This is a genomic window from Streptomyces sp. NPDC006174 (assembly GCF_040614075.1).
GTDB lineage: Bacteria > Actinomycetota > Actinomycetes > Streptomycetales > Streptomycetaceae > Streptomyces.
Genome location: NZ_JBEXTJ010000002.1, coordinates 522,845 through 548,970 on the forward strand (window position 1 = coordinate 522,845; position 26,126 = coordinate 548,970).

The 26,126-nt window shown below is 70.8% G+C and carries 23 protein-coding genes; 17 read left to right on the plus strand and 6 right to left on the minus strand.

Translation table 11 applies throughout. From position 1 onward, the window contains the following. Nucleotides 1-3 precede the first annotated feature (3 nt). Nucleotides 4-1,443 carry a Na+/H+ antiporter NhaA gene (nhaA, locus tag ABZ267_RS06860; protein WP_356755581.1) on the minus strand — a complete coding sequence of 480 codons (1,440 nt, stop codon included), beginning with the start codon at nt 1,441-1,443 and terminating at the stop codon, nt 4-6. A gap of 183 nt (nt 1,444-1,626) precedes the next feature. After that, nucleotides 1,627-3,624, minus strand: a complete 1,998-nt coding sequence (gene acs / locus ABZ267_RS06865) for an acetate--CoA ligase (protein WP_356755579.1) — start codon at nt 3,622-3,624, stop codon at nt 1,627-1,629. 406 nt (nt 3,625-4,030) lie between these two features. On the opposite strand from acs, the gene ABZ267_RS06870 reads away from it, so the two are divergent. Further along, nucleotides 4,031-5,368: a hypothetical protein gene (locus tag ABZ267_RS06870; protein ID WP_356755660.1), complete on the plus strand. Its 1,338-nt coding sequence runs from the start codon at nt 4,031-4,033 to the stop codon at nt 5,366-5,368. An 87-nt stretch (nt 5,369-5,455) separates the two neighbouring features. Here ABZ267_RS06870 and ABZ267_RS06875 read toward each other — a convergent pair whose 3' ends face one another. Beyond that, entirely contained in the window at nt 5,456-6,451 is a 996-nt protein-coding gene (locus tag ABZ267_RS06875; protein WP_356755577.1) for an ATP-binding protein, read from the minus strand. A gap of 102 nt (nt 6,452-6,553) precedes the next feature. Between ABZ267_RS06875 and ABZ267_RS06880 the strand changes: the two genes are divergently transcribed. After that, complete coding sequence (locus ABZ267_RS06880; RefSeq protein WP_356755575.1) at nt 6,554-7,378, plus strand: oxidoreductase; 825 nt, start codon at nt 6,554-6,556, stop codon at nt 7,376-7,378. A 530-nt stretch (nt 7,379-7,908) separates the two neighbouring features. Here the strand turns inward: ABZ267_RS06880 and ABZ267_RS06885 are convergent. Continuing rightward, entirely contained in the window at nt 7,909-8,754 is an 846-nt protein-coding gene (locus tag ABZ267_RS06885; protein ID WP_356755573.1) for an HAD-IB family hydrolase, read from the minus strand. Between the two features lie 503 nt (nt 8,755-9,257). On the opposite strand from ABZ267_RS06885, the gene ssd reads away from it, so the two are divergent. The 8 genes from ssd to ABZ267_RS06925 all read left to right on the plus strand — a co-directional run bounded on the left by ssd (nt 9,258) and on the right by ABZ267_RS06925 (nt 15,596). After that, nucleotides 9,258-10,397, plus strand: coding sequence for a septum site-determining protein Ssd (gene ssd / locus ABZ267_RS06890; protein ID WP_356755571.1), 1,140 nt, complete (start codon nt 9,258-9,260; stop codon nt 10,395-10,397). Further along, nucleotides 10,394-11,542, plus strand: coding sequence for a TadA family conjugal transfer-associated ATPase (locus ABZ267_RS06895; protein WP_356755569.1), 1,149 nt, complete (start codon nt 10,394-10,396; stop codon nt 11,540-11,542). Before ssd ends, ABZ267_RS06895 begins: the two co-directional genes overlap by 4 nt. Beyond that, entirely contained in the window at nt 11,539-12,444 is a 906-nt protein-coding gene (locus ABZ267_RS06900; protein WP_356755567.1) for a type II secretion system F family protein, read from the plus strand. Before ABZ267_RS06895 ends, ABZ267_RS06900 begins: the two co-directional genes overlap by 4 nt. After that, nucleotides 12,441-13,409 carry a type II secretion system F family protein gene (locus tag ABZ267_RS06905; RefSeq protein WP_356755565.1) on the plus strand — a complete coding sequence of 323 codons (969 nt, stop codon included), beginning with the start codon at nt 12,441-12,443 and terminating at the stop codon, nt 13,407-13,409. The genes ABZ267_RS06900 and ABZ267_RS06905 overlap by 4 nt, the downstream gene beginning before the upstream one ends. A 178-nt stretch (nt 13,410-13,587) precedes the next feature. Continuing rightward, the gene (locus ABZ267_RS06910) at nt 13,588-13,758 is read left to right on the plus strand and encodes a DUF4244 domain-containing protein (RefSeq protein ID WP_356755564.1); all 171 of its coding nucleotides are present in this window, start codon (nt 13,588-13,590) and stop codon (nt 13,756-13,758) included. Nucleotides 13,759-13,873: 115 nt separating this feature from the next. Next, on the plus strand, nt 13,874-14,206 hold the full coding sequence (locus ABZ267_RS06915; protein WP_356755562.1) for a TadE family type IV pilus minor pilin: 333 nt from the start codon (nt 13,874-13,876) through the stop codon (nt 14,204-14,206). A 68-nt stretch (nt 14,207-14,274) separates the two neighbouring features. Continuing rightward, a complete protein-coding gene (locus ABZ267_RS06920) occupies nt 14,275-14,835 on the plus strand; it encodes an Rv3654c family TadE-like protein (protein ID WP_356899707.1) in 561 nt (186 codons plus the stop codon). 239 nt (nt 14,836-15,074) lie between these two features. After that, the gene (locus ABZ267_RS06925) at nt 15,075-15,596 is read left to right on the plus strand and encodes a LuxR C-terminal-related transcriptional regulator (protein WP_356899708.1); all 522 of its coding nucleotides are present in this window, start codon (nt 15,075-15,077) and stop codon (nt 15,594-15,596) included. On the opposite strand, the gene ABZ267_RS06930 is transcribed toward ABZ267_RS06925, so the two are convergent. Beyond that, nucleotides 15,550-15,984: a DUF3515 family protein gene (locus ABZ267_RS06930; RefSeq protein WP_356755556.1), complete on the minus strand. Its 435-nt coding sequence runs from the start codon at nt 15,982-15,984 to the stop codon at nt 15,550-15,552. The genes ABZ267_RS06925 and ABZ267_RS06930 overlap by 47 nt on opposite strands. A 506-nt stretch (nt 15,985-16,490) precedes the next feature. On the opposite strand from ABZ267_RS06930, the gene ABZ267_RS06935 reads away from it, so the two are divergent. Both ABZ267_RS06935 and ABZ267_RS06940 read left to right on the plus strand, forming a co-directional pair. Further along, nucleotides 16,491-16,715 carry a TlpA disulfide reductase family protein gene (locus ABZ267_RS06935; protein ID WP_356899704.1) on the plus strand — a complete coding sequence of 75 codons (225 nt, stop codon included), beginning with the start codon at nt 16,491-16,493 and terminating at the stop codon, nt 16,713-16,715. A 12-nt stretch (nt 16,716-16,727) separates the two neighbouring features. Beyond that, a complete protein-coding gene (locus ABZ267_RS06940) occupies nt 16,728-16,913 on the plus strand; it encodes a hypothetical protein (RefSeq protein ID WP_356755553.1) in 186 nt (61 codons plus the stop codon). Between the two features lie 63 nt (nt 16,914-16,976). On the opposite strand, the gene ABZ267_RS06945 is transcribed toward ABZ267_RS06940, so the two are convergent. Beyond that, nucleotides 16,977-19,460: a DEAD/DEAH box helicase gene (locus tag ABZ267_RS06945; RefSeq protein ID WP_356755551.1), complete on the minus strand. Its 2,484-nt coding sequence runs from the start codon at nt 19,458-19,460 to the stop codon at nt 16,977-16,979. 79 nt (nt 19,461-19,539) lie between these two features. On the opposite strand from ABZ267_RS06945, the gene ABZ267_RS06950 reads away from it, so the two are divergent. The 5 genes from ABZ267_RS06950 (at nt 19,540) to ABZ267_RS06970 (ending at nt 26,094) form a co-directional block, all read left to right on the plus strand. After that, entirely contained in the window at nt 19,540-19,893 is a 354-nt protein-coding gene (locus ABZ267_RS06950; protein ID WP_003967428.1) for an STAS domain-containing protein, read from the plus strand. A 224-nt stretch (nt 19,894-20,117) separates the two neighbouring features. Beyond that, nucleotides 20,118-20,570, plus strand: a complete 453-nt coding sequence (locus ABZ267_RS06955) for an ATP-binding protein (RefSeq protein ID WP_356755549.1) — start codon at nt 20,118-20,120, stop codon at nt 20,568-20,570. Nucleotides 20,571-21,062: 492 nt separating this feature from the next. Next, complete coding sequence (locus ABZ267_RS06960; protein ID WP_356755547.1) at nt 21,063-23,507, plus strand: sodium-translocating pyrophosphatase; 2,445 nt, start codon at nt 21,063-21,065, stop codon at nt 23,505-23,507. A 274-nt stretch (nt 23,508-23,781) separates the two neighbouring features. Further along, on the plus strand, nt 23,782-24,420 hold the full coding sequence (locus tag ABZ267_RS06965; protein ID WP_356755545.1) for a small secreted protein: 639 nt from the start codon (nt 23,782-23,784) through the stop codon (nt 24,418-24,420). Nucleotides 24,421-24,549: 129 nt separating this feature from the next. Next, nucleotides 24,550-26,094, plus strand: a complete 1,545-nt coding sequence (locus tag ABZ267_RS06970; RefSeq protein WP_356755543.1) for a class I SAM-dependent methyltransferase — start codon at nt 24,550-24,552, stop codon at nt 26,092-26,094. The last annotated feature ends 32 nt before the right edge of the window (nt 26,095-26,126 follow it).

Consider the following 26,126-nt stretch of genomic DNA (forward strand, 5'->3'; position numbering starts at 1 on the left):
AGATCATGCCGGACTGTCCGGCTCGTTGCGCGTTGCCCCCGCCTGTTGGGCGAGACGGCGGTGTTCGGCCGCCTTCTCCTCATGGATCGCGGCCATCCGCAGGTGGTACCCCGGATCGTCCTGTTCATAGATATCCGGCACGCCGGACGCGTCCTCGTCCCGCTCCTCGGCCTCGTACAGCTCGCGGTATCTGCGCACCCGGAGCCGCAGCAGTACACCGGAGAGCACGGCCGCGATCAGGGATCCGAGCAGTACGGCGGCCTTGATCTCGTTGACCGTGTCCGCGTCGTCGCCGAAGGAGAGCTCGCCGATGAGGAGCGAGACGGTGAACCCGATACCGGCGAGTGAGGCGACCGCGAAGACATCCGCCCAGGCCAGGTCCTTGTTCAGCTCCGCCTTGGTGAAGCGGGCGGCGAGGTAGGTGCCGCCGAAGATGCCGATGGTCTTGCCCACGACGAGTCCGAGGACGACACCGAGCGTCTCGGGCCGTGTGAAGACGCCGGCCAGCGCCTCGCCGTCGAGAGAGACCCCGGCCGCGAACAGGGCGAAGAGCGGCACGGCGACCCCGGCCGACAGCGGGCGCACCAGGTGCTCGATGTGCTCACCGGGAGAGTGCTCCTCGCCTTCGCGCCGGGTGCAGCGCAGCATCAGGCCCATGGCGACACCGGCGATGGTGGCGTGGATGCCGCTGTTGTACATCAGGCCCCAGATGACCAGCGCGAGCGGTACGTAGACGTACCAGCCCCGGACGCCGAAGCGGAGGAGCAGGTAAAAGAGCGCCAGGCCGAGAGCGGCTCCGCCGAGCGCCAGGAAGTCGAGGTCGTCGGTGAAGAAGACCGCGATGATCAGGATGGCGAAGAGGTCGTCGACGACGGCGAGCGTGAGCAGGAAGGCCCGCAGAGCGGCGGGCAGCGAGGTGCCGATCACCGCGAGGACGGCGAGCGCGAAGGCGATGTCCGTGGCGGTGGGCACGGCCCAGCCGGCGAGGGAACCGCCGCCCACGACGTTGGTGACCGTGTAGACGAGCGCGGGCACCGCCATACCGCACAGGGCCGCCACGATCGGGAGGGCGGCCGCCCTGGGGTCGCGGAGCTGGCCCGCGACCAGCTCCCGTTTGAGCTCGGCGCCGACGACGAAGAAAAAGACCGCGAGGAGCCCGTCCGCCGCCCAGTGCGCCACGGAGAGGTCCAGGCCGAGCGAGGCGGGGCCGAAGTGGAAGTCGCTGACGCTCGCGTACGAGCCGCCGAAGGTGTTCGCCCAGATCAGAGCCGTGACGGCGGCGGCCAGCAGGATCAGACCGCCGACGGTCTCGGTGCGGAGCGCGTCCGCCAGGTAGGTGCGCTCGGGTAGCGGAAGCATGCCGAGCAGGGTGCGGCGGGGCGGCGTGGGCGGGGCAGGGGTGGGCGGTGCCACGAGGGGGAACCTCCGGGTGGGGAAGGGCATGATGCCATGGCAGATGGACCTGCCGACCAGACTTCCCGGCGCCCCTGTGAGGTTTTTCCGCCACTACGGCGGTTTCGTGCCGCTCCGACGCGCGGGCGGTACGTCCTTCACTGTACGGGAGCACCGATGGGCATCCGGCGCGGTGCCGGATGCCCATCGGAGCCGTACAAGAAGATTTTCTGGTCAGTCCTCGGAGGACGAGGACGGCAGCTGGGTGGTGATCAGGTCCATCACCGAGGAGTCGGTGAGCGTGGTGACGTCGCCCAGCTCGCGGTTCTCGGCGACATCGCGCAGCAGGCGGCGCATGATCTTGCCGGAGCGGGTCTTCGGCAGCTCGGCGACCGGCAGCACACGCTTGGGTTTGGCGATCGGGCCGAGCGTCGTGCCGACGTGGTTGCGCAGCTCCGCGACCAGCTCGTCGGACGCCTTCGCCGTACCGCGCAGGATCACGAACGCGACGATGGCCTGACCGGTCGTCTCGTCGTTCGCACCGACCACGGCCGCCTCGGCGACCGACGGGTGGGAGACGAGCGCCGACTCGACCTCGGTGGTCGAGATGTTGTGGCCCGACACGAGCATGACGTCGTCGACCCGGCCGAGCAGCCAGACATCGCCGTCCTCGTCCTTCTTGGCGCCGTCGCCCGCGAAGTACTTGCCCTCGAAGCGCGACCAGTAGGTGTCGAGGAACCGCTGGTCGTCGCCCCAGATGGTGCGGAGCATGGAGGGCCACGGCTCGGTGAGGACGAGGTAGCCGCCTCCGCCGTTCGGTACCTCGTTGGCCTCGTCGTCCACGACGGTGGCCGCGATGCCCGGCAGCGCGCGCTGGGCGGATCCCGGCTTGGTCTCGGTGACGCCCGGCAGCGGCGAGATCATCATCGCGCCGGTCTCGGTCTGCCACCAGGTGTCCACGATCGGGCACTTGTCGGCGCCGATGTGCTTCCGGTACCACATCCACGCCTCGGGGTTGATCGGCTCACCGACCGAACCGAGGACGCGGAGGCTGCTCAGGTCGAACTTGGCGGGGATGTCGTCACCCCACTTCATGAACGTACGGATCGCGGTCGGCGCCGTGTAGAGGATCGTGACGCCGTACTTCTGCACGATCTCCCAGAACCGGCCCTGGTGCGGCGTGTCGGGCGTGCCCTCGTACATGACCTGGGTCGCGCCGTTGGCCAGCGGCCCGTACACGATGTACGAGTGGCCGGTCACCCAGCCGACGTCGGCGGTGCACCAGTAGACGTCGCTCGAAGGCTTGAGGTCGAAGACGGCGTGGTGCGTGTAGGCCGCCTGGGTGAGGTAGCCGCCGGAGGTGTGCAGGATGCCCTTCGGCTTACCCGTCGTGCCCGAGGTGTAGAGGATGAAGAGCGGCTGCTCGGCCTCGAAGGCTTCGGGCGTGTGCTCGGCGGACTGGCGCGCGGTGATCTCGTGCCACCAGACGTCGCGGCCCTCGGTCCAGGCGGTGTCCTGACCGGTGCGCCGGACCACGAGGACGTGCTCGACGCTCTCGATACGGGAGACGGCGTCGTCGACCGCCGGCTTGAGCGCGGAGGGCTTGCCGCGGCGGTAGCCGCCGTCGGCCGTGATGACGACCTTGGCGTCCGCGTCCTGAATACGGGTGGCGATGGCGTCGGCGGAGAAGCCGCCGAAGACCACCGAGTGCGTGGCGCCGATGCGGGCACAGGCCAGCATCGCGACGGCGGCCTCGGGGATCATCGGCAGGTAGACCGCGACCCGGTCGCCCTTGCTGACGCCGAGTTCGGTCAGCGCGTTGGCGGCGCGGGAGACCTCGTCCTTCAGCTCCGCGTACGTGATGGCGCGGCTGTCGCCGGGCTCGCCCTCGAAGTGGATGGCGACCCGGTCGCCGTTGCCCGCCTCGACGTGCCGGTCCACGCAGTTGTACGCGACGTTCAGCTTGCCGTCCGCGAACCACTTCGCGAAGGGCGGATTGCTCCAGTCGAGGGTCTCGGTCGGCTCGGTGGCCCACGTCAGGCGGCGGGCCTGCTCGGCCCAGAAGCCCAGCCGGTCCGCCTCGGCCTGCTCGTACGCCTCTGCGGTGACGTTGGCGTTGGCGGCCAGCTCGGCAGGCGGAGCGAACTTCCGCTCTTCCCGAAGCAGGTTGGCCAGGCTCTCGTTGCTCACGACTTCTCCCAGTCCCAGGGTGTCCGTTGTGTCCCGGGGCATAGCTCATCAGGCGCGAGGCCGGGTGACAAGTGTCTGCCGGGAATTGGTTTAGACCTGTGTCTTCGTGTATGGAAGCATGATCCCGCTCCGCTGGTCAGGACGGCTTTACGACGCGTGTTGACGCCGTTTGGCGCGAAGTCGCTGTGCGGAGTGGGGTCACCAGGTCTCACGGGGCCGGGGGCTGTCCGGTTCAGAGCCGCCGGTGCCGGAGCCGGAGCCGGGCTCCTCGGGAAGCGGGTGCGCCTGGGCTTCGCGTGCGTGGCATTCAGGTCAGTTCCCCGCCCATTCCAGTGAATAAGCAGCTTTTCATTCGGTATGTCGTTCTCCTTCACGCAGGACGCGTGCGAGTTTGGCCGCGCCGTGTCGGCACTCAACGCAAATGACCTGCAAGGAAGAGGGTGGGCGGATGATGGCCGCCACGAAGAGGATCGCCCTGGGCGTCATGACCACGGCGCTGGTCGCCGTACTCACGGGCTGCTCCGGAGCGGGATCCGGGGGCTCCGAGCCCGGAGGGAACGGTGCCGGCGCGGAGAAGGGGGCGCACGGCGCGAAGGAGAACGCTCCGGAGGCCGCCGCGCCGAAGAGCGCCGTCAAGCTCATCGGGGACGGCTCCACCGCCTTCACCGGAGTCCAGCCGAAGGTGCCGGCCGCCCAGCGTCTGGCGCCCGGTCAGAAGCCGCCGCAGTTCGTGGTGTTCTCCTGGGACGGCGCCGGAGAGGACAGCCAGAAGCTCTTCTCGCACTTCCGCGGCGTCGCCAAGAAGTACAACGCCACCATGACGTACTTCCTCAGCGGTGTGTATCTCCTGCCTGAGGAGAAACGATCCGTCTACGCTCCGCCGCAGCACTCCGCGGGCCGCTCGGACATCGGCTTCAACGACACCGAGGGCATCCGCGACACCCTCGCCGAGGTGCGCGCCGCCTGGAAGGACGGCAATGAGATCGGCACCCATTTCAACGGCCACTTCTGCGGCCCGGACGGCGGCGTCGGCACCTGGTCCGTCGAGGAGTGGAAGAGCGAGATCAGCCAGGCGAAAGCTTTCGTCAAGAACTGGAAGACCAACGCACCGGAGCTGAAGGGCGAGGCTCCGCTCCCCTTCGACTACGACCAGGAGCTGATCGGCGCCCGCACCCCCTGCCTCGAAGGGCAGAAGAACATGGTCGCCGCGGCCCGAGACATGGGCTTCCGCTACGACTCCAGCGGCGTCGGCAACCAGGTCTGGCCCAAGAAGAAGGACGGCGTCTGGGACATTCCGCTTCAGCTCGTCCCGATGCCCGGCCGCGCCTTCGAGACCCTCTCGATGGACTACAACTTCATGGTCAACCAGTCCGGTACGAAGACCCAGGGCGACCCGTCCCAGCACGAGTACTGGGGCAACCAGATGCGTGACGGCCTGCTCCAGGCCTTCGACCGCTCGTACGACGGCAACCGGGCGCCGCTGATCATCGGCAACCACTTCGAGTCCTGGAACGGCGGCACCTACATGCGCGCCATCGAGGAGACCATCGCCAAGGTGTGCACCAAGGAGGAGGTCCGCTGCGTCTCCTTCCGACAGCTCGCGGACTGGCTGGACGCGCAGGGCCCGCAGGCGCTGGCCAAGCTCACCACGCTCGGCGTGGGCGAGGCGCCCAAGGAGGGCTGGAAGACGTACCTCGGCGCTCAGGCCGCCGCTGCTCCGAAGGCCGAGAAGGGCAAGGCGGCGGGCGCCGAGGCCGACGAGCCGGCGCCCCGCAACGCGGGCTAGCGGCCTCTTCCCGTCACCTCGGTCGTACGTCGGTACGTCGGTACGTCGGTACGTCGCCGGGGTGACGGGAGGATGTGGCGCGGATGGTCAGGCGGGTGCCGGGACGCCCGCTCCCGCCAGCCGCTCACCGAGTACGAAGGAGGGGTCGACCTGGGCGGCCAGGTCGGCGCCCGTCTTCTCGTTGCCCCAGCTCTCCGCGTTCTTCAGGTGGAAGTGCACCATCTGCCGGGTGTAGCGATCCCAGTCGCGCAGCTCGTACGAGTCCTCGGCGGCGTCCTGGAGGGCTTGCAGCGCCATCCGGTTGTCCGCCTCCAGCAGCTCGAACCGGGACGGCCGCCCCTTCTCCATGGACCGCACCCAGTCGGAGTGGCCCACACCGATCAACAGGTCGTCGCCGACCTCCGCACGCAGGAAGTCCAGGTCGTCCGGGCCCTGCACCTTGTTGCCGACGACCTTCAGCGCGACGCCGAAGTCCCGCGCGTACTCCTTGTACTGCCGGTACACCGACACGCCCTTCCGGGTCGGCTCCGCGACCAGGAACGTCATGTCGAAGCGCGTGAACATCCCCGAGGCGAACGAGTCCGACCCCGCCGTCATGTCCACCACCACGTACTCGTCCGGGCCGTCGACGAGATGGTTCAGGCAGAGCTCGACGGCCCCGACCTTGGAGTGGTAGCAGGCCACCCCGAGGTCGGACTCCGTGAACGGCCCGGTCGCCATCAGCCGGATGTCCCCGTCGTCGAGCCGGACCGTACGCGCGCAGGCGCCGAAGATCGGGTTGTCCTCGCAGACCCGCAACAGCCGTGAGCCCTCACCGGGCGGAGTCGTCTTGATCATCGTCTCGGCCGAGGCGATACGGGGGTTGGTCCCGCGCAGGTACTCCTTGATGAGAGGGAGGTGCGCGCCCATGGCGGGCAGTGCGGCGGCCTCCGCCTCGTCGAGGCCGAGCGCGGCCCCCAGATGCTGGTTGATGTCGGCGTCGACGGCGACGACGTGGGCTTCATTGGCGGCGAGGTGGCGGATGAAGAGCGAGGACAGCGTGGTCTTACCGCTGCCGCCCTTCCCGACGAAAGCGATCTTCATGTTCACCTAGGGTAGCGGGTCGATCGCGCTGTGCTGTCGATGTTCGTGAAGATGGCCACGTGGGGGCGGTTCGGGTGTAGGGGGCGCGTAGCCTCGCTACTTATGAGTACGACTGCATCGGACCCGCTCGCCACGCTCGGCTCCCTGCCCGGAGTGCCCGACGCGGTGGACTCCGTACGCAAGGCCGTCGACCGGGTCTACGGTCACCGCGTCATGCGCCGCCGCAGCAACGAGGTCACGGCCGAGGCCGCGCTGCGGGGCTCCCGTGGGTCGGCGGCGCTCGCCGGCGCCGACTGGAACCTGGAGGAGGTGCGCCGGCGCACCGACTTCAGCGGTGAGGACGAGGCGCGCACGGTCGGAGCCGCGCTGAGGCTCACTGCGGAGGCCGGCCAACTGCTCTCCATCTGGCGGCAGTCACCGCTTCGGGTGCTGGCGCGGCTGCACCTGGTGGCGGCCGGCGGAGCCGCGCCGGACGACGCGGTCGGCCGCCCGCGGCTGGCCGGCGAATCCGTCGACGATCCGCTTCTCGAGGCGCCGCTTCCCGGCGCCGACGAGGTGGCCGGACGGCTCGAAGGGCTTGCGCAGCTGATCATCGCGGGCTCGGCCGCCCCGGCCCTGGTGACGGCTGCGGTCGTCCACGGCGAACTACTGGCGCTGCGCCCCTTCGGCTCGCACAACGGCCTGGTGGCCCGGACCGCCGAGCGCATCGTGCTGATCGGCAGCGGACTGGACCCGAAGTCCATCTGCCCGGCCGAGGTGGGCCATGCGGAACAGGGCCGGGCGGCGTACGTCGCGGCGTTCGAGGGCTACACGGCGGGAACCCCGGAAGGCATGGCAGCGTGGATCGCGCACTGCGGGCGCTCGGTCGAGCTGGGAGTCCGCGAGTCGACGGCGGTCTGCGAGGCGCTGCAGCGCGGCGCGGCGTAGGCGTCACGAGGTCCGGCGGGGCGGGCTGCTCGGGCCGGGGGCCTTGGCCTGTGCGCGGGTGCAGGTCCGGGCGGGCGTGAACCGGTCCGGGAGGTCCGGGAAAGGGTTGCGGCGGTACCGGAATGCGGTACCGCCGCTGGCACGTCCGCCCAGTTACCAAGCGTCCTCGTAAATTGCCCATCAGGTCGGGTGCTTTGCCCGTCACCTGGTGCGGCTGGCCCGTAATCGACGGGTCGACGTCGCGTGGGTGCTCGGCTTTCGTGCGCGGTCCGTGGGCCGTCACTGCGTTACAGGTCATCCTCACGGATGTCCTTGGTCTCGCGGGCCGTGAATCCTTTGTACTCCAGGACCAGGGGAAGGGAAACCCCTGGCCTCACTTCTTTACTTTTAGGTTCAATCAAGGGCGAATCGGTCGGCGGCACCTGAGGGGCGATGGTGGTGCTCCTCGGATGCCGCACTTCAGCTGCGGACCGCCTCGTCCGCGCGGACCGCTTGTGGCTTAGCGGTCCGCCTCGGCGTCGCGGCCCGCCTCAGCCAGGCAGCGCCGAGGTGGCGGTACGGCGGCGGCTGGCGTACCAGACGAGTCCCGCCGTGACGGCTGCGGCGCCGACCGCCGCGGCGGCCACCAGTGCCGGGCGCGGCGGCATGGAGAATTCGGGAAGCCGCTGCTTCAGCCGGACCGGGCGGTTGAAGACGAGAATCGGCCACTCGCGAAGGGTCGCTTCGCGGCGCAGCGCGCGGTCCGGGTTGACCGCGTGCGGGTGGCCGACCGCTTCCAGCATCGGTACGTCGGTCGCCGAGTCGCTGTAGGCGTAGCAGCGCGAAAGGTCGTACCCCTCCGAGGCGGCGAGCGCCCTCACCGCCTCGGCCTTGGTCGGTCCGTAGGCGTAGTACTCGATCTCTCCGGTGAAGCAGCCGTCGTCGCCGACGACCATGCGCGTGGCGACGACACGGTCGGCGCCCAGCAGTTCGCCGATCGGTTCGACGACCTCCGCGCCGGAGGTCGAGACGATGACCACGTCGCGGCCGGCCGTGTGGTGTTCCTCGATGAGGGTGGCCGCCTCGTCGTAGATGATCGGGTCGATCAGGTCGTGCAGGGTCTCGGCGACGATCTCCTTGACCTGCTGGACGTTCCATCCTTTGCAGAGGGCGGAGAGGTAGGCACGCATCTTCTCCATCTGCTCGTGATCGGCGCCCCCGGCCAGGAACACGAACTGTGTGTACGCGGTGCGCAGTACGGCGCGGCGGTTGATCAGCCCGCCTTGGTAGAAGGACTTGCTGAAGGTCAGCGTCGAAGACTTCGCAATGACCGTCTTGTCCAGGTCAAAGAAGGCTGCTGTGCGCGGCGAGAAGCAGTTTTCCACAACGCTGAGCATAGGGGGCCGCCATTCGGCGTAAAATCCGGTGCGTGGGTTTGCCTGAGAAGGCCCTCGGGTACACCATGGAAGTCACGGATCGTTCGCGACCGTGCTAACCCCGGTCCGGCTCCTCCCCCCCCGAGTCGGCCGTGGGGACGACCCCCGCTCTCCCCCCCGGCGGGGGTCGTCGCATGTCCGGATGCGTTTCTGATGCCCGGGCCCAGCGCTTCCCTCCCTTCCAGGCCCTGCGAGGCCCGCTCGTGTGCGGTGTCGACGCGCGCTTCGTCTCGTCACAGTGTGTAGCAGCGAGGCTGCGCTCCGGAAGTCGCTGGTTCGGGTGACGGAGTTATTCACAACGCCGAAGTTGTCCACAGTTTTCGAGCAAGATCCACATGTTTTTCCGCGGTGCTGCACGTTGATTCCTCCCGCGAAGTCCGCGGGTACCGGAATCGCGCATCTCGGAAACGCTCCGAGATCGCCGCGAACCGCACCGAAGGGGCAGTGAGAAGGGGGCGGAGATCGTGGCTGGATCCCTCACGCGAGAAGGGCTGACGGTCGCCGAAGGGCGACGCGGCGGACCGCTGATCGTGACGGAAGACATGGAGTTGCTCGATGACCTGCTGCGGCTCTGCGCCGCGGCCGGGGCGGAGCCGGAGGTCCATCACGAGCCGCCAGGGCGCCGGGGCGGCTGGGAGCGGGCACCGATGGTCCTGGTGGGCGACGACGCGGCCGCACGGTGTCGCGGTGCCGCCCGCAGGCGGGGGGTGATGCTGGTCGGGCGGGACCAGGACGACCCGGACGTCTGGCGTCGAGCGGTCGAGATCGGGGCCGAATACGTGCTCCGGCTGCCCGATTCGGAGGGCTGGCTCGTCGACCAGATCGCCAACGCCGCCGAAGGCGTCGGCAGACCGGCGCTCACCGTCGGGGTGATGGGTGGACGGGGCGGCTCCGGCGCATCGACGCTGGCCTGCGCCCTCGCCGTCAGCGCGGCCAGGTCGGGCCGGCGGACGATGCTGATCGACGCGGACCCCTTGGGCGGAGGCATCGATGTCCTGCTGGGCGGGGAGCGGGCCGAGGGAATGCGGTGGCCGGATTTCGCCCACTCCAAGGGCCGCCTCGGTGGTGGGGCCCTGGAGGACTCCCTGCCCGCGCTCCACGGACTGCGGGTGCTGAGCTGGGGCCGTGACGACGAGGTGGCCATCGCGCCTCAGGCCGTGCAGGCGGTCCTGGCCGCCGCGCGCCGGCTCGGCGGTGTGGTGGTCGTCGATCTGCCGCGCCGGGTGGACGAGGCCGTCACGGAAGCCTTGGCCCAGCTCGACCTCGGCCTGCTCGTGGTGCCGGGCGAGCTGCGGGCGGTCGCGGCGGCCAAGCGCGTGGCCTCCACGGTTCGCATGGTGCTCGACGACATACGGGTGGTGGCTCGGGGACCGTATGCGGCAGGCCTGGACGGGCGCTGGGTCGCCCAGGCCATCGGCCTGCCGCTCGTCGGCGAACTGCCCCCGGAGTCCGGCCTGCTGGCCGCTCAGGACGCCGGAATGCCGCCGGGCGCCGACGCCCGCGGTCCGCTCGCCCGCTTCTGCGCGGAGTTCTGGGAGCAGGCGGCGGCAGTGGCGGGAGAGCCCGGTTCCGCCGGGGCTCCGGCCGGGGGAGGCGCGCCATGACCGACGCCTTGCTCGATGCCGTACGCCAGCGGCTGGCGCGCAGTGGTGACGCGCCCACACCTGCCGGAGTGGCGGCCGCTCTCCGGGCCCAGGGACGGCTGCTGGGCGACGCTGAGGTGCTCGGGGCCGCGGCCGAGCTGCGCGGCGAACTCGTCGGCACGGGCGTGCTGGAGCCGCTGCTCGCCGACCCCGAGGTGACCGATGTGCTGGTGTCCGCGCCGGACCGGGTGTGGGTGGACCGCGGCGGCGGGCTCCAGTTGACCGGGATCACCTTCCCGGACGCCGCGGCGGTGCGGCGGCTGGCTCAGCGGCTCGCCGCCGTCGCGGGCAGGCGGCTGGACGATGCCCGGCCGTGGGTGGACGCGCGGTTGCCGGACGGGACGCGGATGCATGCCGTGCTGCCTCCGGTCTCCGTCGGCTCGACCTGCCTCTCCCTGCGAGTGGTGCGCCCGCGGGCCTTCTCCTTGGCGGAGCTGGTGGCGGCCGGGACCGTGCCGCCGGGTGGCGACCGGATTCTGCGGGCCATGGTGGAGGCCCGGCTCTCCTACCTGATCAGCGGAGGCACCGGGGCGGGCAAGACGACCCTCCTCGCCAGCCTGCTCGGCGCCGTCGGCGCGGACGAACGGATCGTGCTCGCCGAGGACTCCGCCGAACTGCGCCCCGACCACCCGCACGTGGTGCGCCTGGAGTCCCGCCCCGCCAACCAGGAGGGCGCGGGCCGCGTGACCCTGCGCGACCTCGTGCGCCAGGCGCTGCGGATGCGCCCGGACCGGCTGGTGGTGGGAGAGGTCAGAGGGGTCGAAGTGACGGAGCTTCTGGCCGCCTTGAACACCGGGCACGAAGGAGGCTGCGGAACCGTCCACGCGAACGCCGCCGAGCACGTGCCGGCCCGTCTGGAGGCGCTCGGCACCGCTGCCGGCCTGGACCGGACCGCGTTGCACAGCCAGTTGGCGGCCGCGCTCTCGGTGGTCGTCCATCTCGTACGGGACCGGGCCGGCCGGCGCCGGATCGCCGATGTGCACGTGCTGGAACGGGACGCGGCCGGCCTGGTGTTCACGGTGCCCGCTCTGAGCTGGGGCGCCGACGGGTTCGTCCCGGAGCGGGGCTGGGTGCGGCTGGAGTCGCTGCTCGGGGGTGCGCTGTGACGGCGGGAGCCGCGGGTTACGCGGCGCATGCGGCGGCCCTCTGCGCGGGTGCGGCGGTGTGGCTGGTCGCGATGCGGGAGCCCGGAGCCCGACGGGCGCGGGTGCTGTTCGTGGACGGGCCGGCGGATCCGTGGCGATCGTGGCCGCGCCTGCTGAAGACCCGGGAGCTGATCGTGGAGCGGCGCGAGTGGTGGTGCGTTCCGGTGGCGGTGCTGCTGGCCGTGCTCGGTGCGTCGGTACTGCCACTGATCGCCGGAGCCGCGGCGGTGCCGTTGGTACGACGGTGGGTGCGCGGTCGAGCCCGGCGACGGCAGCGTGAGCGGGCGGCGGACTCGGTGGCGGCGCTGTGTGCGGCCGTGGTCGGAGAGCTGCGGGCCGGACAGGAGCCGGGCCAGGCGCTGCTGGCCGGGTTGCGGGAGCGCGCGGCGGACGGGGAGCCGAAGGTGAGGGGCGGGCCGGGCGGTGAGGCGTGGCTCGGGGAGGCGGAGGCCGCTGTGCTGGCGGCCGCGCGGTTCGGGGGCGATGTGCCCGGGGCGTTGCGGCAGGCGGCGGACGGGCCGGGGCTGGAGGGCCTGTCCGGGATGGCCGCGTGCTGGCAGGTCGCGGTGGACGGCGGGGCCGGTCTCGTGGCGGGCCTGGACCGTCTGGAGACGGCGTTGCGGGCCGACCGGCGCAGGCGGGAGGAGTTGCGGGCCCAGTTGGCGGGAGCCTGGTCGACCGTCGTGGTCCTGGCGCTGCTGCCGGTGGCGGGTCTGGGTCTGGGCGCCGCGCTGGGAGCCGATCCGCTGCGCGTGCTGCTCCACACACCGGGCGGGCTGCTCTGCCTGGCGGTCGGAGGGTTGCTGGAAGCGGCCGGCCTCTTCTGGGCCTGCCGGATCGTGCGGAGCGGGGAGGCGCCATGAGCGTGACGGGAGAAGTTCTCCACAGCCTGGGGATGCTGGCGGCGCTGTTTGGCGCGGCGGTGCAGCTGGCACTTGTCGGGGCCTCGGTCCGCCGGGGACGAGTGGTGCGGGGCCGGGGCGCGCAGCTGCTGGAGGTGGCGCCGGGTGTACGTACCGGATGTACCGGGCTTGGCGGCTGGTGGCGTTGGGCGGCTGCTGTGCGGGCCGGGGCGGGCGGTGGTACCGCGATGGGCATTGGCGTCGGAGCGGGCGGTGGTGTTCGGGCCGGCGGTGGCGTTGGGTCGGGCGGTGGTGTCGGACCCGGGGGTGGTGTCCGGATGGGCAGCGGTGCTGGTGCCGGTGCCGATAGAGCTGGTGGGGTCCTGCGGTGGGCGGGTCCTGCGGGGGCGTGGGTGACCGGGTGGGTTCTGGTCGGTGGGCTGGTGGGGTGTGCCGTCGGGGTGGCTGCGGCGTACGGGACGTGGCGCTGGCAGCGTTCTCGGCCTCGGCCCGGGCCGGGTGAGTCCCGTGAGGAGCGGGCTGCGATCGCTGCGCAGCTTCCTCTGGCCGCCGATCTGCTGGCGGCGTGCGTCGCCGTCGGCGCCGGGCCCCGCGAGGCGGCGCAGGCGGTCGGTGAGTCCATCGGTGGCCCGGTGGGCGACCGGCTGGCCCGCGTCGCCGCAGAGATCTGCCTCGGCGGAGAGCCTGCTGAGGCGTGGGGGCGGCTCGGGGAGATACCGGGCGCCGGACCGCTGGCCCGCTGCTTGCACCGGGCCGGGTCGACCGGAGCCCCGGCGGCGGAACCGGTCTCCAGGCTGGCCGACGCGATGCGCGCCGAGCAGGCCGGTGCCGCTGTGGCACGCGCCCAGCGGGCCGGCGTCCTGATCACCGCGCCGGTCGGACTGTGCTTCCTCCCCGCCTTCCTGGCGGTCGGGGTGGCGCCGGTGATCATCGGCTTGGCCGGCGGACTGCTGACCACGGGTTAGGCCGGGCGGTCCTTCTCTGCACATGGGCGTTCCGTGCGGACGCCTGCTCGATATCGATCGATGCCCATCGGGGGACGAGATGAACAAGAAATTCGAGGAACGAACCGAAAGCGCCGGACGGACCGAACGTGCGGGACGAGCGGTTGGTGCGCTCTGCCGCGTCCGCCGGTCGACGTGGATGCGCAGGCTGAGCCGGTCGTCCGACCGCGGGATGACCACCTCCGAGTACGCGGTGGGCACCATCGCCGCGTGCGCCTTCGCCGCGGTGCTCTACAAGGTGGTCAACAGCGGGCCGGTGATGTCGGCGCTGCAGTCCATGATCGCGGGCGCGCTCGATGCACAGTTCTGAGGTCGGGGCCGCGCGTCGGAGCAGAGGGCCTGAGGTCGGGGCCGCGCGTCGGAGCAGGAGCTCCGAAGCCGGGACAGGGAGTCGGAGCACGTATCGGCTTCGGGACCGTGGGGCGGTGACGGCTGAGGCGGCGGTGATGCTCCCGGTGCTGGTGGCCTTCGTCATGGTGTTGCTCTGGGCATTGGTGGCTGCCTCGGCCCAGATCCGGTGCGTGGACGCGGCACGGGCAGGGGCCAGAGCGGCGGCCCGTTCGGAGCCGGAGGCGGCGGTCCTGACGGCCGCGCGCGACGCCGCGCCTCATGGGTCCCGGGTCGCGGTGGGCAGGGACGGGGAGTTGTGGCGCGTCACGGTGGAGACGCCGACTCCGGGCCCTGCGGCGCTGGCCCTGACGCTGCGCGCGGAGGCAGTCGCCCTGGCCGAGGACACGGTGGGAGGTGCTGTGCCATGAAGGTGACGGGCCTTGGGGCCCGCAGGCGTCGGTTGGGCCACGGGGAGGAGGTCTGGGGCCGACTTTGGATGCGGGCCCGGGGCAGTCGGACGGGTAGAGGGCGGCCCGGGACGCGGGCCCGGCGCCGGCAGTCGGGCTGGGGACGGCTTCGGCGAGCGGACCGAGGCGTGGCGATGGTGTGGGTGGCCGTCACCACTGCGGCGCTGTGCGCGGTGTTCGCCCTCGTGCTGGAGCTGGGGCAGGCGGTGACCGCGCGTCATCGGGCGGGCAGCGCGGCGGATTTGGCGGCGCTGGCGGCAGCGGACCGGGCGCTGGAGGGTCCGGAGGCAGCCTGCGAGGCGGCCCGGCGGGTGGCCTCGGCGCAGGGAGCGGTCCTCGTCCGTTGCACGGTGTACGGAGAGATCGCCGATGTGGTCGCCCGGTCGAGCCTGGGTCGCTACGCGCCCACGGTCAGGGCCCGGGCCGCCCCTCCGACGGTCCGGTGGCCGGCCGATCGGCCCTCCGATCCGGCCACGAGCAATCGCACGGCGTCAGCCGGTCGGCCTGTAGGGGGCATGAAAAGGTTTCTCAACGACGACATGGAGAGAACTGGTTGGGCGGAAATCGCCTCTTCGGAAATAGCCCGATAGCGTCCGTCTGAAAAGGCGATATGACGCGTGCGGAGCGGCCTTGGGTGCTTTGAATCGGTCGCGCCGATGTCAGCGGCGGTCGGTGCGGTGGAAGCCGGTCTCCGTTGTCACCAGGCCACGGGGGTCTGTTGGAGGGAGCGGGGACCAGGGAGCGCCGGAATGACCACACGGTCCGAGGCAGTGGAGACGCCTTGTCCATACCTGGGTACGGGCACGGCCCCGCGAGCGCCGCATGGCTGTTGGAGAGCCTGACCGAACGGGAGGGGGAAGGGCTTCTCCTGCTCGGTGCGGGTCTGCGCAACAAACAGTTGGCGCAGGAGCTGGGGACAGCGGATAGGACGGTGAAGGCGCACATCGCGAATTTCGTGGGGGGAGTGAGATCGGGCAGGAGACGCGGACCCGGGCTGCGATCGTGTCGGCTCTCGCGCATGACGCGCTGTGTGACGACCCGTCGTGCACGCGACACCAACCCCCGATACCGAGCCGCCACCGGCGGCCTGCCGCCGCGTGACGGCGCGGCTTGCGCCCGTTCCGTACCAGGGGCGGGCGCAGGACCGGCCGGACCGGTGCCGCTTTACGGTCGACGCTCCCAGCGCGAGTCGGTCGAATCCGCACCCGTACAGGCCGAACTCGCCCCTTACAGGCCGAACTCGCTCCCGAATGAGTCGGACTCACCCCGGCGTGGGGGCCGGACTCACCTCAGGCGTGGCGATCTCACTCCGACCGGATGCACGGTGAGGTCTGCGCTATCGGCGCGATGAGGGCCGAGAGCTCGACGAAATTCTCGTCCGGTGTCTTGGGGGAGTTGGTGACCGTGACCTCGGTGGCCGGAGCGCGGCCGTAGGTGATGATCACCTTCTTGTTGTCGCTGGATCGCGCGGTGTCGATGACCCAGTCGACGCCGTCGGCCGCGAAGCAGAGGTCCGCGGTGGGCCTGATCTCGGTGACTCCGCAGCGCAGGACGATGTTGCTGTCACCCCAGAGTGCGACGCCGGCCAGCTGGGTGGCGTGCTTGGGGTGCCCGGCCAGTTTGCCGGGAGCGTTCTCCGTGATGCGTCCGCAGTGGGCGTTGTCGGCCTGGGCGCCCGGCCGGACGTTGTAGTGCGGCTCTTTGGACACGACGAAGATCAGCACGGCGACGACGGCCATGACTGCCGCCGCCAGAGGAAGGGTTGTGCGTTTACCAGGCATGGTCAGCAGTTCGTCTTCCCGCTCCGGAAGAGGTGGTCGTGCGACACGTTATGGCATGGGGTCAGGCGTTCTGAATGCGGGTCTCTCCTCTACCCTTTGAGGTAATGCCCTTATGGGCTCGACCCCAAGTGCCCTGGTGTGGAGCTGATTTCATCTCCAGGTTCGAGCGCTCAGCCTTTTTTCGTCCCCTTTGTTCGTCATGGAGGAGGGTTTCGATTCGAGCAAGGCGCGCAGTCGCCGGGAATGAGGCCTGTCTCGAGAAGAATGGCGCCTTCGTCGCCGCCCATGTGCGGGGCCTACGGGGTGCGGTGGCATCATCGGCGAGTGTGAGAACGCTGCGAGCCTCAGCTACGGCGGTCCTTCTGCCTTTTGTGCTGGCCGGGTGTTCGGCATCGCCTCCGTCGGCGGACGACGCCCGCGGACCCGGGCCGCTGAAGTCCTTTGCCGCTGCCGACCGGCCGGTGATGCCGGAGCTGGCGGGTGAGCGTGTGGACGGCGACGGCCGGGTCGGCCTGAAGAAGCTGCGGGGCAAGGTCGTCGTGGTCAACGCCTGGGCGTCGTGGTGCGGCCCGTGCCGTGCGGAGGCTCCCGGCCTCTCCCGGGTGCACGAGAAGGTGCGGACCAAGGGCCTGCGGGTGGTCGGGGTCGACGCCGACGTCTCGGTCGAGGCGGCGCGTTCCTTCGAGTAGGACGCGGCGCTCGTGTATCCGAGCCTGCACGACCCCCAGGGACGCCAGCTTCTCCGCCTGCCGAAGGGCGTGGTCCGCACCGTCGGTTACCCGTTCACGATCAACGTCGACCCGGAGGGACGGATCGTGGCGGCGCGGATCGGCACGATCGGCGAAGCGGAACTGAAGCGTCTGGTCGCACCCCTGCTGCCGGTCTGACCTGCGCCGCCGCGTCGTTGGCCCGCGCCGCCGCGTCGTTGGCCCGTGCCGCCGGCCTGACTGTCAGGTCCCGGGTCCGTCCTCCGCGGGCGGTGGTTCCGGTGGCGCTCCCTTGAGGAGTTCGGTGAGGAGACGTACGGCACCGCGCTTGTGCAAGGGCTCGTTGCCGTTGCCGCACTTGGGGGACTGGATGCAGGAGGGACAGCCCGCCTCACACTCGCAGGAGGCGATGGCTTCGCGGGTCGCCGTCAGCCACGTACGGGCGGTGTGGAAGGCGCGCTCCGCGAATCCGGCGCCGCCCGGATGACCGTCGTAGACGAAGACCGTCGGCAGCAGGGTGTCCGGGTGCAGCGGTATCGAGACGCCGCCGATGTCCCAGCGGTCGCAGGTGGCGAAGAGCGGGAGCAGGCCGATCGACGCGTGTTCGGCCGCGTGGAGGGCGCCGCCGAGGATCTCCGGGTTGATGCGGGCGGCGTCGAGCTGGTCCTCGGTGACCGTCCACCAGACGGCACGGGTGCGCAGGGTGCGCGGCGGCAGGTCGAGCTTGGTCTCGCCGAGGACCTCACCGGTCATCAGTTTGCGGCGGAGGAAGGAGACGACCTGGTTGGTGACCTCGACGGAGCCGTAACAGAGCCGTCCTTGGCCCCACGGAATCTCGGTCTCGGTCTCCAGGACGGAGATGGCCGTGGTGTCGCGGGCGACGGTCGAGTACGGCGGGTCGGCCTGTTCGACCAGGGCGACGGAGTCCTCCAGGTCCAGTTTCCGGACCAGGTGGGTGCGGCCCTGGTGGAGGTGGACGGCGCCCTCGTGGACGGCGGTGTGTGCGGCGGCCGCGTCGACCGTGCCCAGCAGGCGCCCGGTGGACTCCTCGACGATCTGGACCGGCCGGCCGCCACCGCCTCGGATGTCGGTGAGGTCGGCGGCCCGTTCGCGGCGGGTCCAGTGCCAGCCGGACGCCCGTCGGCGTAGCAGCTTCGCGGTCTCCAACTGCGGCAGCAGCTCGGGCACGGCGGGTCCGAAGAGCGCGATGTCGGGTTCGGTGAGCGGCAGTTCGGCGGCGGCCGCGCACAGGTGAGGGGCCAGGACGTAGGGGTTGTCCGGGTCCAGCACGGTCGACTCCACGGGCTGCCGGAACAGCGCCTCCGGGTGGTGCACCAGGTAGGTGTCCAGCGGATCGTCCCGGGCGACGAGGACGGCCAAGGCGCCTTGGGCCGAACGGCCGGCGCGGCCCGCCTGCTGCCAGAGCGAGGCCCGGGTGCCCGGATAGCCGCAGATGACGACGGCGTCGAGACCGGAGACGTCGATGCCGAGCTCCAGGGCGGTGGTGGCCGCCAGTCCGAGGAGTTCGCCGGAGTGCAGGGCCCGCTCCAGAGCGCGGCGTTCCTCCGGGAGGTAGCCGCCGCGGTAGGCGGCGATCCGCTGCGGCAGCGAGCGGTCCACCTCCGCGAGGCGCTCCTTCGCGATGACCGAGATCAGCTCGGCGCCGCGCCGGGACCGTACGAAGGCGACCGAGCGGACACCCTGGACGGTCAGGTCGGTGAGCAGGTCGGCGGTCTCGGCCGTCGCGGTACGGCGTACGGGCGCGCCCTTCTCGCCGTGCAGGTCGGTCAGCGGAGGCTCCCAGAGGGCGAAGACCAGCTCGCCGCGCGGCGAGGCGTCGTCGGACACCTCCTTGACCGGCAGGCCCGTCAGCCGCCCGGCGGCGACCGAGGGATCCGCCGCGGTGGCGGAGGCGAGGAGGAAGACCGGGTCGGCCCCGTAGCGGGCGCAGAGGCGGCGCAGACGGCGCAGGACCTGGGCGACGTGGGAGCCGAAGACGCCCCGGTACGTGTGGCACTCGTCGATCACGACGAAGCGCAACGCGCGCAGGAAGGAGGACCAGCGCGGGTGGGACGGCAGGATTCCGCGGTGCAGCATGTCGGGGTTGGTCAGGACGTAGTTCGCGTACTGGCGCACCCACTCGCGTTCCTCGACCGGGGTGTCGCCGTCGTAGACCGCGGGCCGGAACGCGTTGCCGAGCGGAGCCGCCAGGGCCTTCACCGAGCGCCGCTGGTCGGCGGCCAGGGCCTTGGTGGGCGCGAGGTACAGCGCGGTCGCTCCGCGGCCGTTCGGCGCCTCGGAGCCGTCCAGCAGGGTGCTGAGGACCGGAGCGAGGTACGCGAGCGACTTGCCCGACGCCGTGCCGGTGGCGATCACGACCGATTCACCGTCCAGTGCGTGCTCGGCGGCGGCCGCCTGGTGGGCCCACGGATGGTCGATTCCGGCTTTTTGGATCGCCGAGATCACTTCTGGCCGGATGCGATCCGGCCAGATGGCATGGGTTCCCGATCTAGGGGGCAGGTGCTCCGTATGAGTGATGCGCGCGGCCCGGCCCGCCCCTGTGGCGAGCCGGTCGAGGATCATGGCGGGAGGGGGGCGTCTGTCCCCACTCTCGGGTGGTCGTCCGGGACGGTGATTCTTGGCCATCGGCACCGAGTGTGTCACTGGCGTGACGGACAATGGTCCCAAGGCGTCGTGCATGGCTGCTGGTAAGTGATTGAATGCCATCGCGGCTGGCGATCCGTCCCCTGGCCTCCGTCGGGGAGACCGAGGGGCGACCGCTCGATAGCAAGGTGCTGGAGGATCCGTGGACCTGTCCCTGTCGACTCGCAATGTGTCCGGGCCTGGTGGCGACCGTACGGTCGTCGAGGTCGGTGGCGAGATTGATGTGTATACCGCGCCCAAGCTGCGCGAGCAGTTGGTCGAGTTGGTGAATGACGGCAGCTACCACCTGGTTGTCGACATGGAAGGTGTCGACTTCCTCGACTCCACCGGCCTCGGCGTGCTCGTGGGCGGCTTGAAGCGTGTCCGGGCCCATGAGGGCTCGTTGCGCCTGGTCTGCAACCAGGAGCGCATTCTCAAGATCTTCCGGATCACGGGTCTGACCAAGGTGTTCCCGATTCACACCACGGTCGACGAGGCTGTCGCCGCCACCGACTGAGGTCGGTTTCGACCGGCCCGCGGGCCGGTCGTCAGGCAGTGGACGGACCGACAGCGGCAGCGACCGGGCCGCGACGGGCAGGCGGTCGGCCTTCGGGTCGGCTGTCGGTTCCGTCGATCCCGCGGATCCGTGGATCCTGTCGGCCTCCGGAGGAGAGAGCAGGGGTGCCGGGCTTCAGGCCCGGGGCCTCTGACGCGTACGCCCGAACGTTCCAGGGGGATCGCATGGCCACCGTTGAACTCCGCTTCAGTGCCCAGCCTGAACATGTCAGGACGGCCCGCCTGGTGGCGGCCGCCGTGGCGCGCCGGGCCGGCGTCGACGAGGCGGTGCTCGACGAGGTCAGGCTCGCCGTCGGCGAGGCGTGCAGCCGTGCCGTGGGGCTGCACCGCAGCCACGGCATCACCGAGCCGGTCAGCGTGGTGCTGACCGATGAGGAGAAGGCGTTCTCCATCGAGGTCGGGGACGGCGTCCCCGATCCCGCGAGCGAGCCCGCCACGCCCGGAGCGCGCGGCGGCGCGTCCGGAGGGCCGGACGAGCCCGAGAGCGACGGGAGCGAGGACGAGATGGGCCTCGCGGTCATCAGCGGCCTCGTCGACGACGTGGAGGTCCGGTCCGGTGCGGACGGCGGAACCATCCGCATGACCTGGCCGACGGCCCTCGCCGCGGTCCGCTCCTGACGCGCGCCCGTCGCGTGATGCACGAGGCATGGATGCCGGTCCGGGCTGCCTCGTACGGCGTAAGCCTGCGCTGTCCGTACGTGTGAGTCCGCGCCGTCCCCGTACGCCACAAGCCCCGCCACGTCCCGCACGACGCGAGCGCACACCGTCTCGTCGACGTGAGCCCATGCCGCTCGTGCGGCGTACGCCCATACCGTCCCGTACGACGCGAGCCCTAGGCGTACGCCCACCCCATGGCTGCCGGTGCCGCCTTTGCGAGCCTTGCTGAGCAGGGCCTTTTTTCCTGTGGCCTCGCGCCGCCGTCCTGTGCGATATCCGCGGTAATGCATCGGCGTAATGCGCCTGTCCCGTTACTGCATTCGGGGAAAATCCTCCGGTGATCTTTCGGCGTTGGGGGGAGTGCGATCAATTATCTTCCGGACCACTGTTTTGATCCGGTTCCGCTCCCTACAATCCGTCCACGTCTTGAGCGCTGAGCGTCAAGGAGGACGTATGGCGGAGTTCTTCACCACCCCAATGGCCGCACCGGCTGCGGCGACGCAGGAATCCGCACTTTCCGACGGGTCCGCTTCCCTCGCGGCGGCGGTCCTCACCGACGGCAACCGGCTGATCGTCATCATCGTGGCGGTCGTCGCCGTCGCCGCGCTCATCGTCGCCCGGCTGCTGGTGCGCCAGGTCCTGGCGGCCGGCGAGGGCACCGAGCGTATGAAGGAGATCGCCGCGGCGGTCCAGGAAGGCGCCAACGCCTATCTGACCCGGCAACTGCGGACGGTCGGCGTATTCGCCGTGATCGTGTTCTTCCTGTTGCTGGTGTTGCCGGCCGACAACTGGTCGCAGCGCGCCGGGCGTTCGCTCTTCTTCCTGGTCGGTGCGCTTTTCTCGGCGGCGACCGGATACATCGGTATGCGACTCGCCGTACGGAGCAATGTGCGCGTGGCCGCCGCCGCGCGTGAGGCGACTCCGGGAGAAGGCGAACCGGAAAAGGATCTCACCGCCGTTTCGCACCGGGCGACCAAAATCGCCTTCCGTACCGGTGGTGTGGTCGGAATGATCACGGTCGGGCTCGGGCTGCTCGGCGCCTCCTGCGTGGTGCTCGTCTACGCGGCCGACGCGCCCAAGGTGCTGGAGGGATTCGGCCTCGGTGCGGCGCTGATCGCCATGTTCATGAGGGTCGGCGGCGGCATCTTCACCAAGGCCGCCGATGTGGGCGCCGACCTCGTCGGCAAGGTGGAACAAGGCATTCCGGAGGACGATCCGCGCAACGCAGCCACCATCGCCGACAACGTGGGCGACAACGTCGGTGACTGCGCGGGCATGGCCGCCGACCTCTTCGAGTCGTACGCCGTGACGCTCGTCGCCGCACTCATCCTCGGCATGGCCGCCTTCGGCGACTCCGGCCTGGCCTTCCCGCTGATGGTCCCGGCGATCGGTGTCGTCACCGCGATGATCGGGATCTTCGCCGTCGCTCCTCGCCGGGCCGACCGCAGCGGGATGACCGCGATCAACCGGGGCTTCTTCATCTCGGCGGTCGTCTCGCTCGTCCTGGTGGCCGTGGCCGCCTTCGCCTATCTGCCGTCCTCGTACGCCGAGCTGACCGGCGTCACCGACGAGGCGATCACCGCGCACGGCGGCGACCCGCGCGTCTTCGCGCTGGTCGCGGTGGCCATCGGCATCGTGCTGGCCGCGCTGATCCAGCAGCTCACCGGCTACTTCACCGAGACCGGGCGCCGCCCGGTCCAGGACATCGGGAAGTCCTCGCTCACCGGCCCGGCGACCGTGGTGCTGGCCGGTATCTCCATCGGCCTGGAGTCGGCCGTCTACACCGCGCTGCTGATCGGCCTCGGCGTCTACGGGGCGTTCCTGCTGGGCGGTACGTCGATCATGCTGGCGCTCTTCGCGGTGGCGCTCGCCGGGACCGGGCTGCTCACCACGGTCGGGGTCATCGTGGCCATGGACACCTTCGGGCCGGTCTCCGACAACGCCCAGGGCATCGCCGAGATGTCCGGTGACGTCACCGGCGCCGGCGCCCAGGTGCTCACCGACCTGGACGCCGTCGGCAACACGACCAAGGCCATCACCAAGGGCATCGCCATCGCCACGGCCGTCCTTGCGGCGGCCGCGCTCTTCGGTTCGTACCGCGACGCCATCGCCACGGCGGTCGCCGACGTGGGTGCCGGAGCGGGAGATCTCGGGCTGAGCCTGGACATCTCGCAGCCCAACAACCTCGTCGGCCTGATCCTCGGCGCGGCGGTCGTCTTCCTCTTCTCCGGGCTCGCCATCAACGCGGTCTCCCGGTCCGCCGGGGCCGTCGTCCACGAGGTCCGGCGGCAGTTCCGCGAGCACCCCGGGATCATGGACTACACGGAGAAGCCGGAGTACGGCCGGGTCGTCGACATCTGCACCAAGGACGCCCTGCGCGAGCTGGCCACGCCCGGCCTCCTCGCGGTCCTGGCGCCGATCGCGGTCGGGTTCGGTCTCGGCGTCGGCGCGCTCGGCTCGTACCTCGCGGGCGCCATCGCCACCGGCACCTTGATGGCCGTCTTCCTCGCCAACTCCGGCGGGGCCTGGGACAACGCCAAGAAGCTCGTCGAGGACGGACATTACGGCGGCAAGGGCAGCGACGCGCATGCCGCGACCGTGATCGGTGACACGGTCGGCGACCCGTTCAAGGACACGGCCGGCCCGGCGATCAACCCGCTCCTGAAGGTGATGAACCTGGTCGCGCTGCTCATCGCCCCGGCGGTGGTGCAGTTCAGCTACGGGACGGACGCCAACCCGTGGATCCGGGCGCTGGTGGCCGTCTTCGCCATCGCCGTCATCGTCGGCGCGGTCTACGTCTCCAAGCGGCGCGGCATCACCGTCGGCGACGACGACAGCGGTGCGCCGGGCGGCGGCGGTCCGCCGCTCCCGTCACCGGACCCGGCGGCGGCTCCCTAGAGCCGCGTTCCCAGGTGACCGGTCGTCACCCTGCGGGCGGACGGTACGCGTTGGCGTACCGTCCGCCCGCGTTCCTGTGCGGCCGCCGGCGATCGAATCCCGTCGTTCCGGTGAGTGACCGCACAGGTGTAGGAAATCGCTGGCCGAGTGGCGTCTCCCTCATTTCCCTTGGTGCAAATGGCTTCAAAAGCGTGCGCATCGGATGCCCGGCACCCGGATGGAGCCCTCTTGGCGTGTAAGTTCCGGGGCCGAGAGCCTTGGAAGGGACCAACCGGTGAACAAGAAGCTTGCAGCCGCACTGTCCGGCGGTGCGGTACTCGTACTGACGCTGTCGGGCTGCAGCGATGACAGCGACGACAAGGTGAACGACTGGGCCAAGAACGTCTGCGACCAGTTCCAGCCCCAGTTGCAGAAGATCACCAACGCCAACGCCTCCATCCAGCAGCAGACCTCGGACAACAGCAAGCCCGTTGACGTCCAGAAGGCCGACTCGGTTGCCTTCCAGCAGATCTCCGACGCGTACAAGGCGCTGGGCAAGGCCGTGGATTCGGCCGGTCCGCCGCCGGTCGACGACGGCGAGACCATGCAGAAGGACGCCGCGAAGGAGCTCAACGAGGCCTCCGCGGCCTACGCGGCTCTGAAGACCAAGGTCGACGCCATCGAGACCAAGGACCAGGCGAAGTTCGCCGACGGTCTCAAGGACATCGCCGTCGAGCTGGACAAGATCAGCAAGAACGGTGACCAGGCGCTGAAGAAGCTGGAGTCCGGCGAGATCGGCTCCGCGATGTCGAAGCAGAAGGGCTGCCAGAAGCTGAAGGCCTCGACCGGACCCGCCAGCCCCGGCGGCTCCGAGGCGCCGGACGCGGCTGCGGCGACTCCCTCCGCGTCGGCCTCGGAGGACAAGAAGGCGTAGCCCTCCCGTACGACGGCGCGCGATGACGGCCTCGGTGGCTTCGCGAGAACGGCCTCGGCCGGGCGGCCCGGACACTCGGTGAGTGTCCGGGCCGCTGCCGTTGTCAGTGGGACCGGCCACAATGGTCGGGTGAGTGAGACCAGCCTTCCCGCACCCGACCACACCGCCGGCCTCCGCGAGGCGCTGCTCGCCGCGGCCTTCACCGCCGACGGCCTCCTCGACCGGCTCGGCGCGGCCGCCTATGCCGCGCTCGCCCGCAGCGAGACCGTGCCCGCCCTGCGCGCCACCCGTGGCGTGTCGCCGCTCGACACGCTGGTGCGGCTGTTCCTGCTCCAGCGGCCCGTCCCCGAGGAGCAGGCCCGCGCGGCCCTGCCGCTGGAGGAGTGCGTCCAGGACGGCTGGGTGAGCGCCGAGGACGGCCAGATCCGCGCCACCGTGGACGTGCGGCCGTACGGCGGTCCGGACGGCGAGGACTGGTTCATCGTCTCCGACCTCGGCTGCGCGGTCGGCGGCGCGGGCGGGATCGGCTCACGTGAGGAGGGCGTCGTCCTCGGCGTCGGCGGGGCCTCCACCACCCTCGCCTCCATCACCGTGCGTACGCCGGTCGCCTCGGCCCTCGACCTCGGTACGGGCTCCGGCATCCAGGCGCTGCACGCCGCCCAGCACGCCACCCGCGTCACCGCCACGGACCTCAACCCCCGCGCCCTGGCGTTCACCCGGCTCACCCTCGCCCTCTCCGGCGCCGCCCCGGCCGACCTCCGCGAGGGCTCGCTCTTCGAGCCGGTCGGCGGCGAGACGTTCGACCTGATCGTCTCCAACCCGCCCTTCGTCATCTCGCCCGGCGCCCGCCTCACCTACCGGGACGGCGGCATGGGCGGCGACGACCTCTGCCGCACCCTGGTCCAGCAGGCGGGCAACCATCTGAACGACGGCGGATACGCCCAGTTCCTCGCCAACTGGCAGCACGTGGACGGCGAGGAGTGGCAGGACCGGCTGCGCTCCTGGGTGCCCGCCGGGTGCGACGCCTGGATCGTGCAGCGCGAGGTCCAGGACGTCACGCAGTACGCCGAGCTGTGGCTGCGCGACAGCGGCGACCACCGCAGCGACCCGGCCGCGTACGCCGAGCGGTACGAGGCCTGGCTCGACGAGTTCGAGGCGCGCGGCACCACCTCGGTCGGCTTCGGCTGGATCACGCTGCGCCGCTCCGCCGCCGCGGCCGCCGGGAATCCGTCGATCGTCGTCGAGGAGTGGCCGCACGCCGTGCAGCAGCCGCTCGGCCGGGCCGTCGAGGAGCACTTCGCCCGTCAGGACTATCTGCGCGACCAGGACGACGCCGCGCTGCTCGCCGGGCACTTCACGCTCGCCGCCGAGGTCGTGCAGGAGCAGGTGGGCCTGCCCGGCGCGGAGGATCCCGAGCATGTGGTGCTGCGCCAGCACCGCGGGATGATGCGGGCGACCAAGGTGGACGCGGTGGCCGCCGGGTTCGCCGGAGTGTGCGACGGGTCGCTGCCCGCCGGACGGATCCTGGACGCCATCGCCCAGCTGATGTCCGAGGACCCGGTGCTCCTGCGCGACCGCACCCCGCAGGCGATCCGGCTGCTGGTCGAGGAGGGCTTCCTGGAGCCGGTGGAGGGAGCTGTGCCGGGGACTGTTGCCGGTGAGGGTCTCCGGTGAGGTCGGCGTGATCCGGAGCGAGTGAGGGCGGC

Bases quoted from the DNA above. Each gene is read 5' to 3' on its own strand.
- nhaA (WP_356755581.1), bottom strand. From the start codon at position 1,443: ATGCCCTTCCCCACCCGGAGGTTCCCCCTCGTGGCACCGCCCACCCCT.
- acs (WP_356755579.1), bottom strand. From the start codon at position 3,624: ATGCCCCGGGACACAACGGACACCCTGGGACTGGGAGAAGTCGTGAGC.
- ABZ267_RS06870 (WP_356755660.1), top strand. From the start codon at position 4,031: ATGATGGCCGCCACGAAGAGGATCGCCCTGGGCGTCATGACCACGGCG.
- ABZ267_RS06875 (WP_356755577.1), bottom strand. From the start codon at position 6,451: ATGAAGATCGCTTTCGTCGGGAAGGGCGGCAGCGGTAAGACCACGCTG.
- ABZ267_RS06880 (WP_356755575.1), top strand. From the start codon at position 6,554: ATGAGTACGACTGCATCGGACCCGCTCGCCACGCTCGGCTCCCTGCCC.
- ABZ267_RS06885 (WP_356755573.1), bottom strand. From the start codon at position 8,754: ATGCTCAGCGTTGTGGAAAACTGCTTCTCGCCGCGCACAGCAGCCTTC.
- ABZ267_RS06895 (WP_356755569.1), top strand. From the start codon at position 10,394: ATGACCGACGCCTTGCTCGATGCCGTACGCCAGCGGCTGGCGCGCAGT.
- ABZ267_RS06905 (WP_356755565.1), top strand. From the start codon at position 12,441: ATGAGCGTGACGGGAGAAGTTCTCCACAGCCTGGGGATGCTGGCGGCG.
- ABZ267_RS06910 (WP_356755564.1), top strand. From the start codon at position 13,588: ATGCGCAGGCTGAGCCGGTCGTCCGACCGCGGGATGACCACCTCCGAG.
- ABZ267_RS06920 (WP_356899707.1), top strand. From the start codon at position 14,275: ATGCGGGCCCGGGGCAGTCGGACGGGTAGAGGGCGGCCCGGGACGCGG.
- ABZ267_RS06930 (WP_356755556.1), bottom strand. From the start codon at position 15,984: ATGGCCGTCGTCGCCGTGCTGATCTTCGTCGTGTCCAAAGAGCCGCAC.
- ABZ267_RS06935 (WP_356899704.1), top strand. From the start codon at position 16,491: ATGCCGGAGCTGGCGGGTGAGCGTGTGGACGGCGACGGCCGGGTCGGC.
- ABZ267_RS06945 (WP_356755551.1), bottom strand. From the start codon at position 19,460: ATGGCATTCAATCACTTACCAGCAGCCATGCACGACGCCTTGGGACCA.
- ABZ267_RS06955 (WP_356755549.1), top strand. From the start codon at position 20,118: ATGGCCACCGTTGAACTCCGCTTCAGTGCCCAGCCTGAACATGTCAGG.
- ABZ267_RS06960 (WP_356755547.1), top strand. From the start codon at position 21,063: ATGGCGGAGTTCTTCACCACCCCAATGGCCGCACCGGCTGCGGCGACG.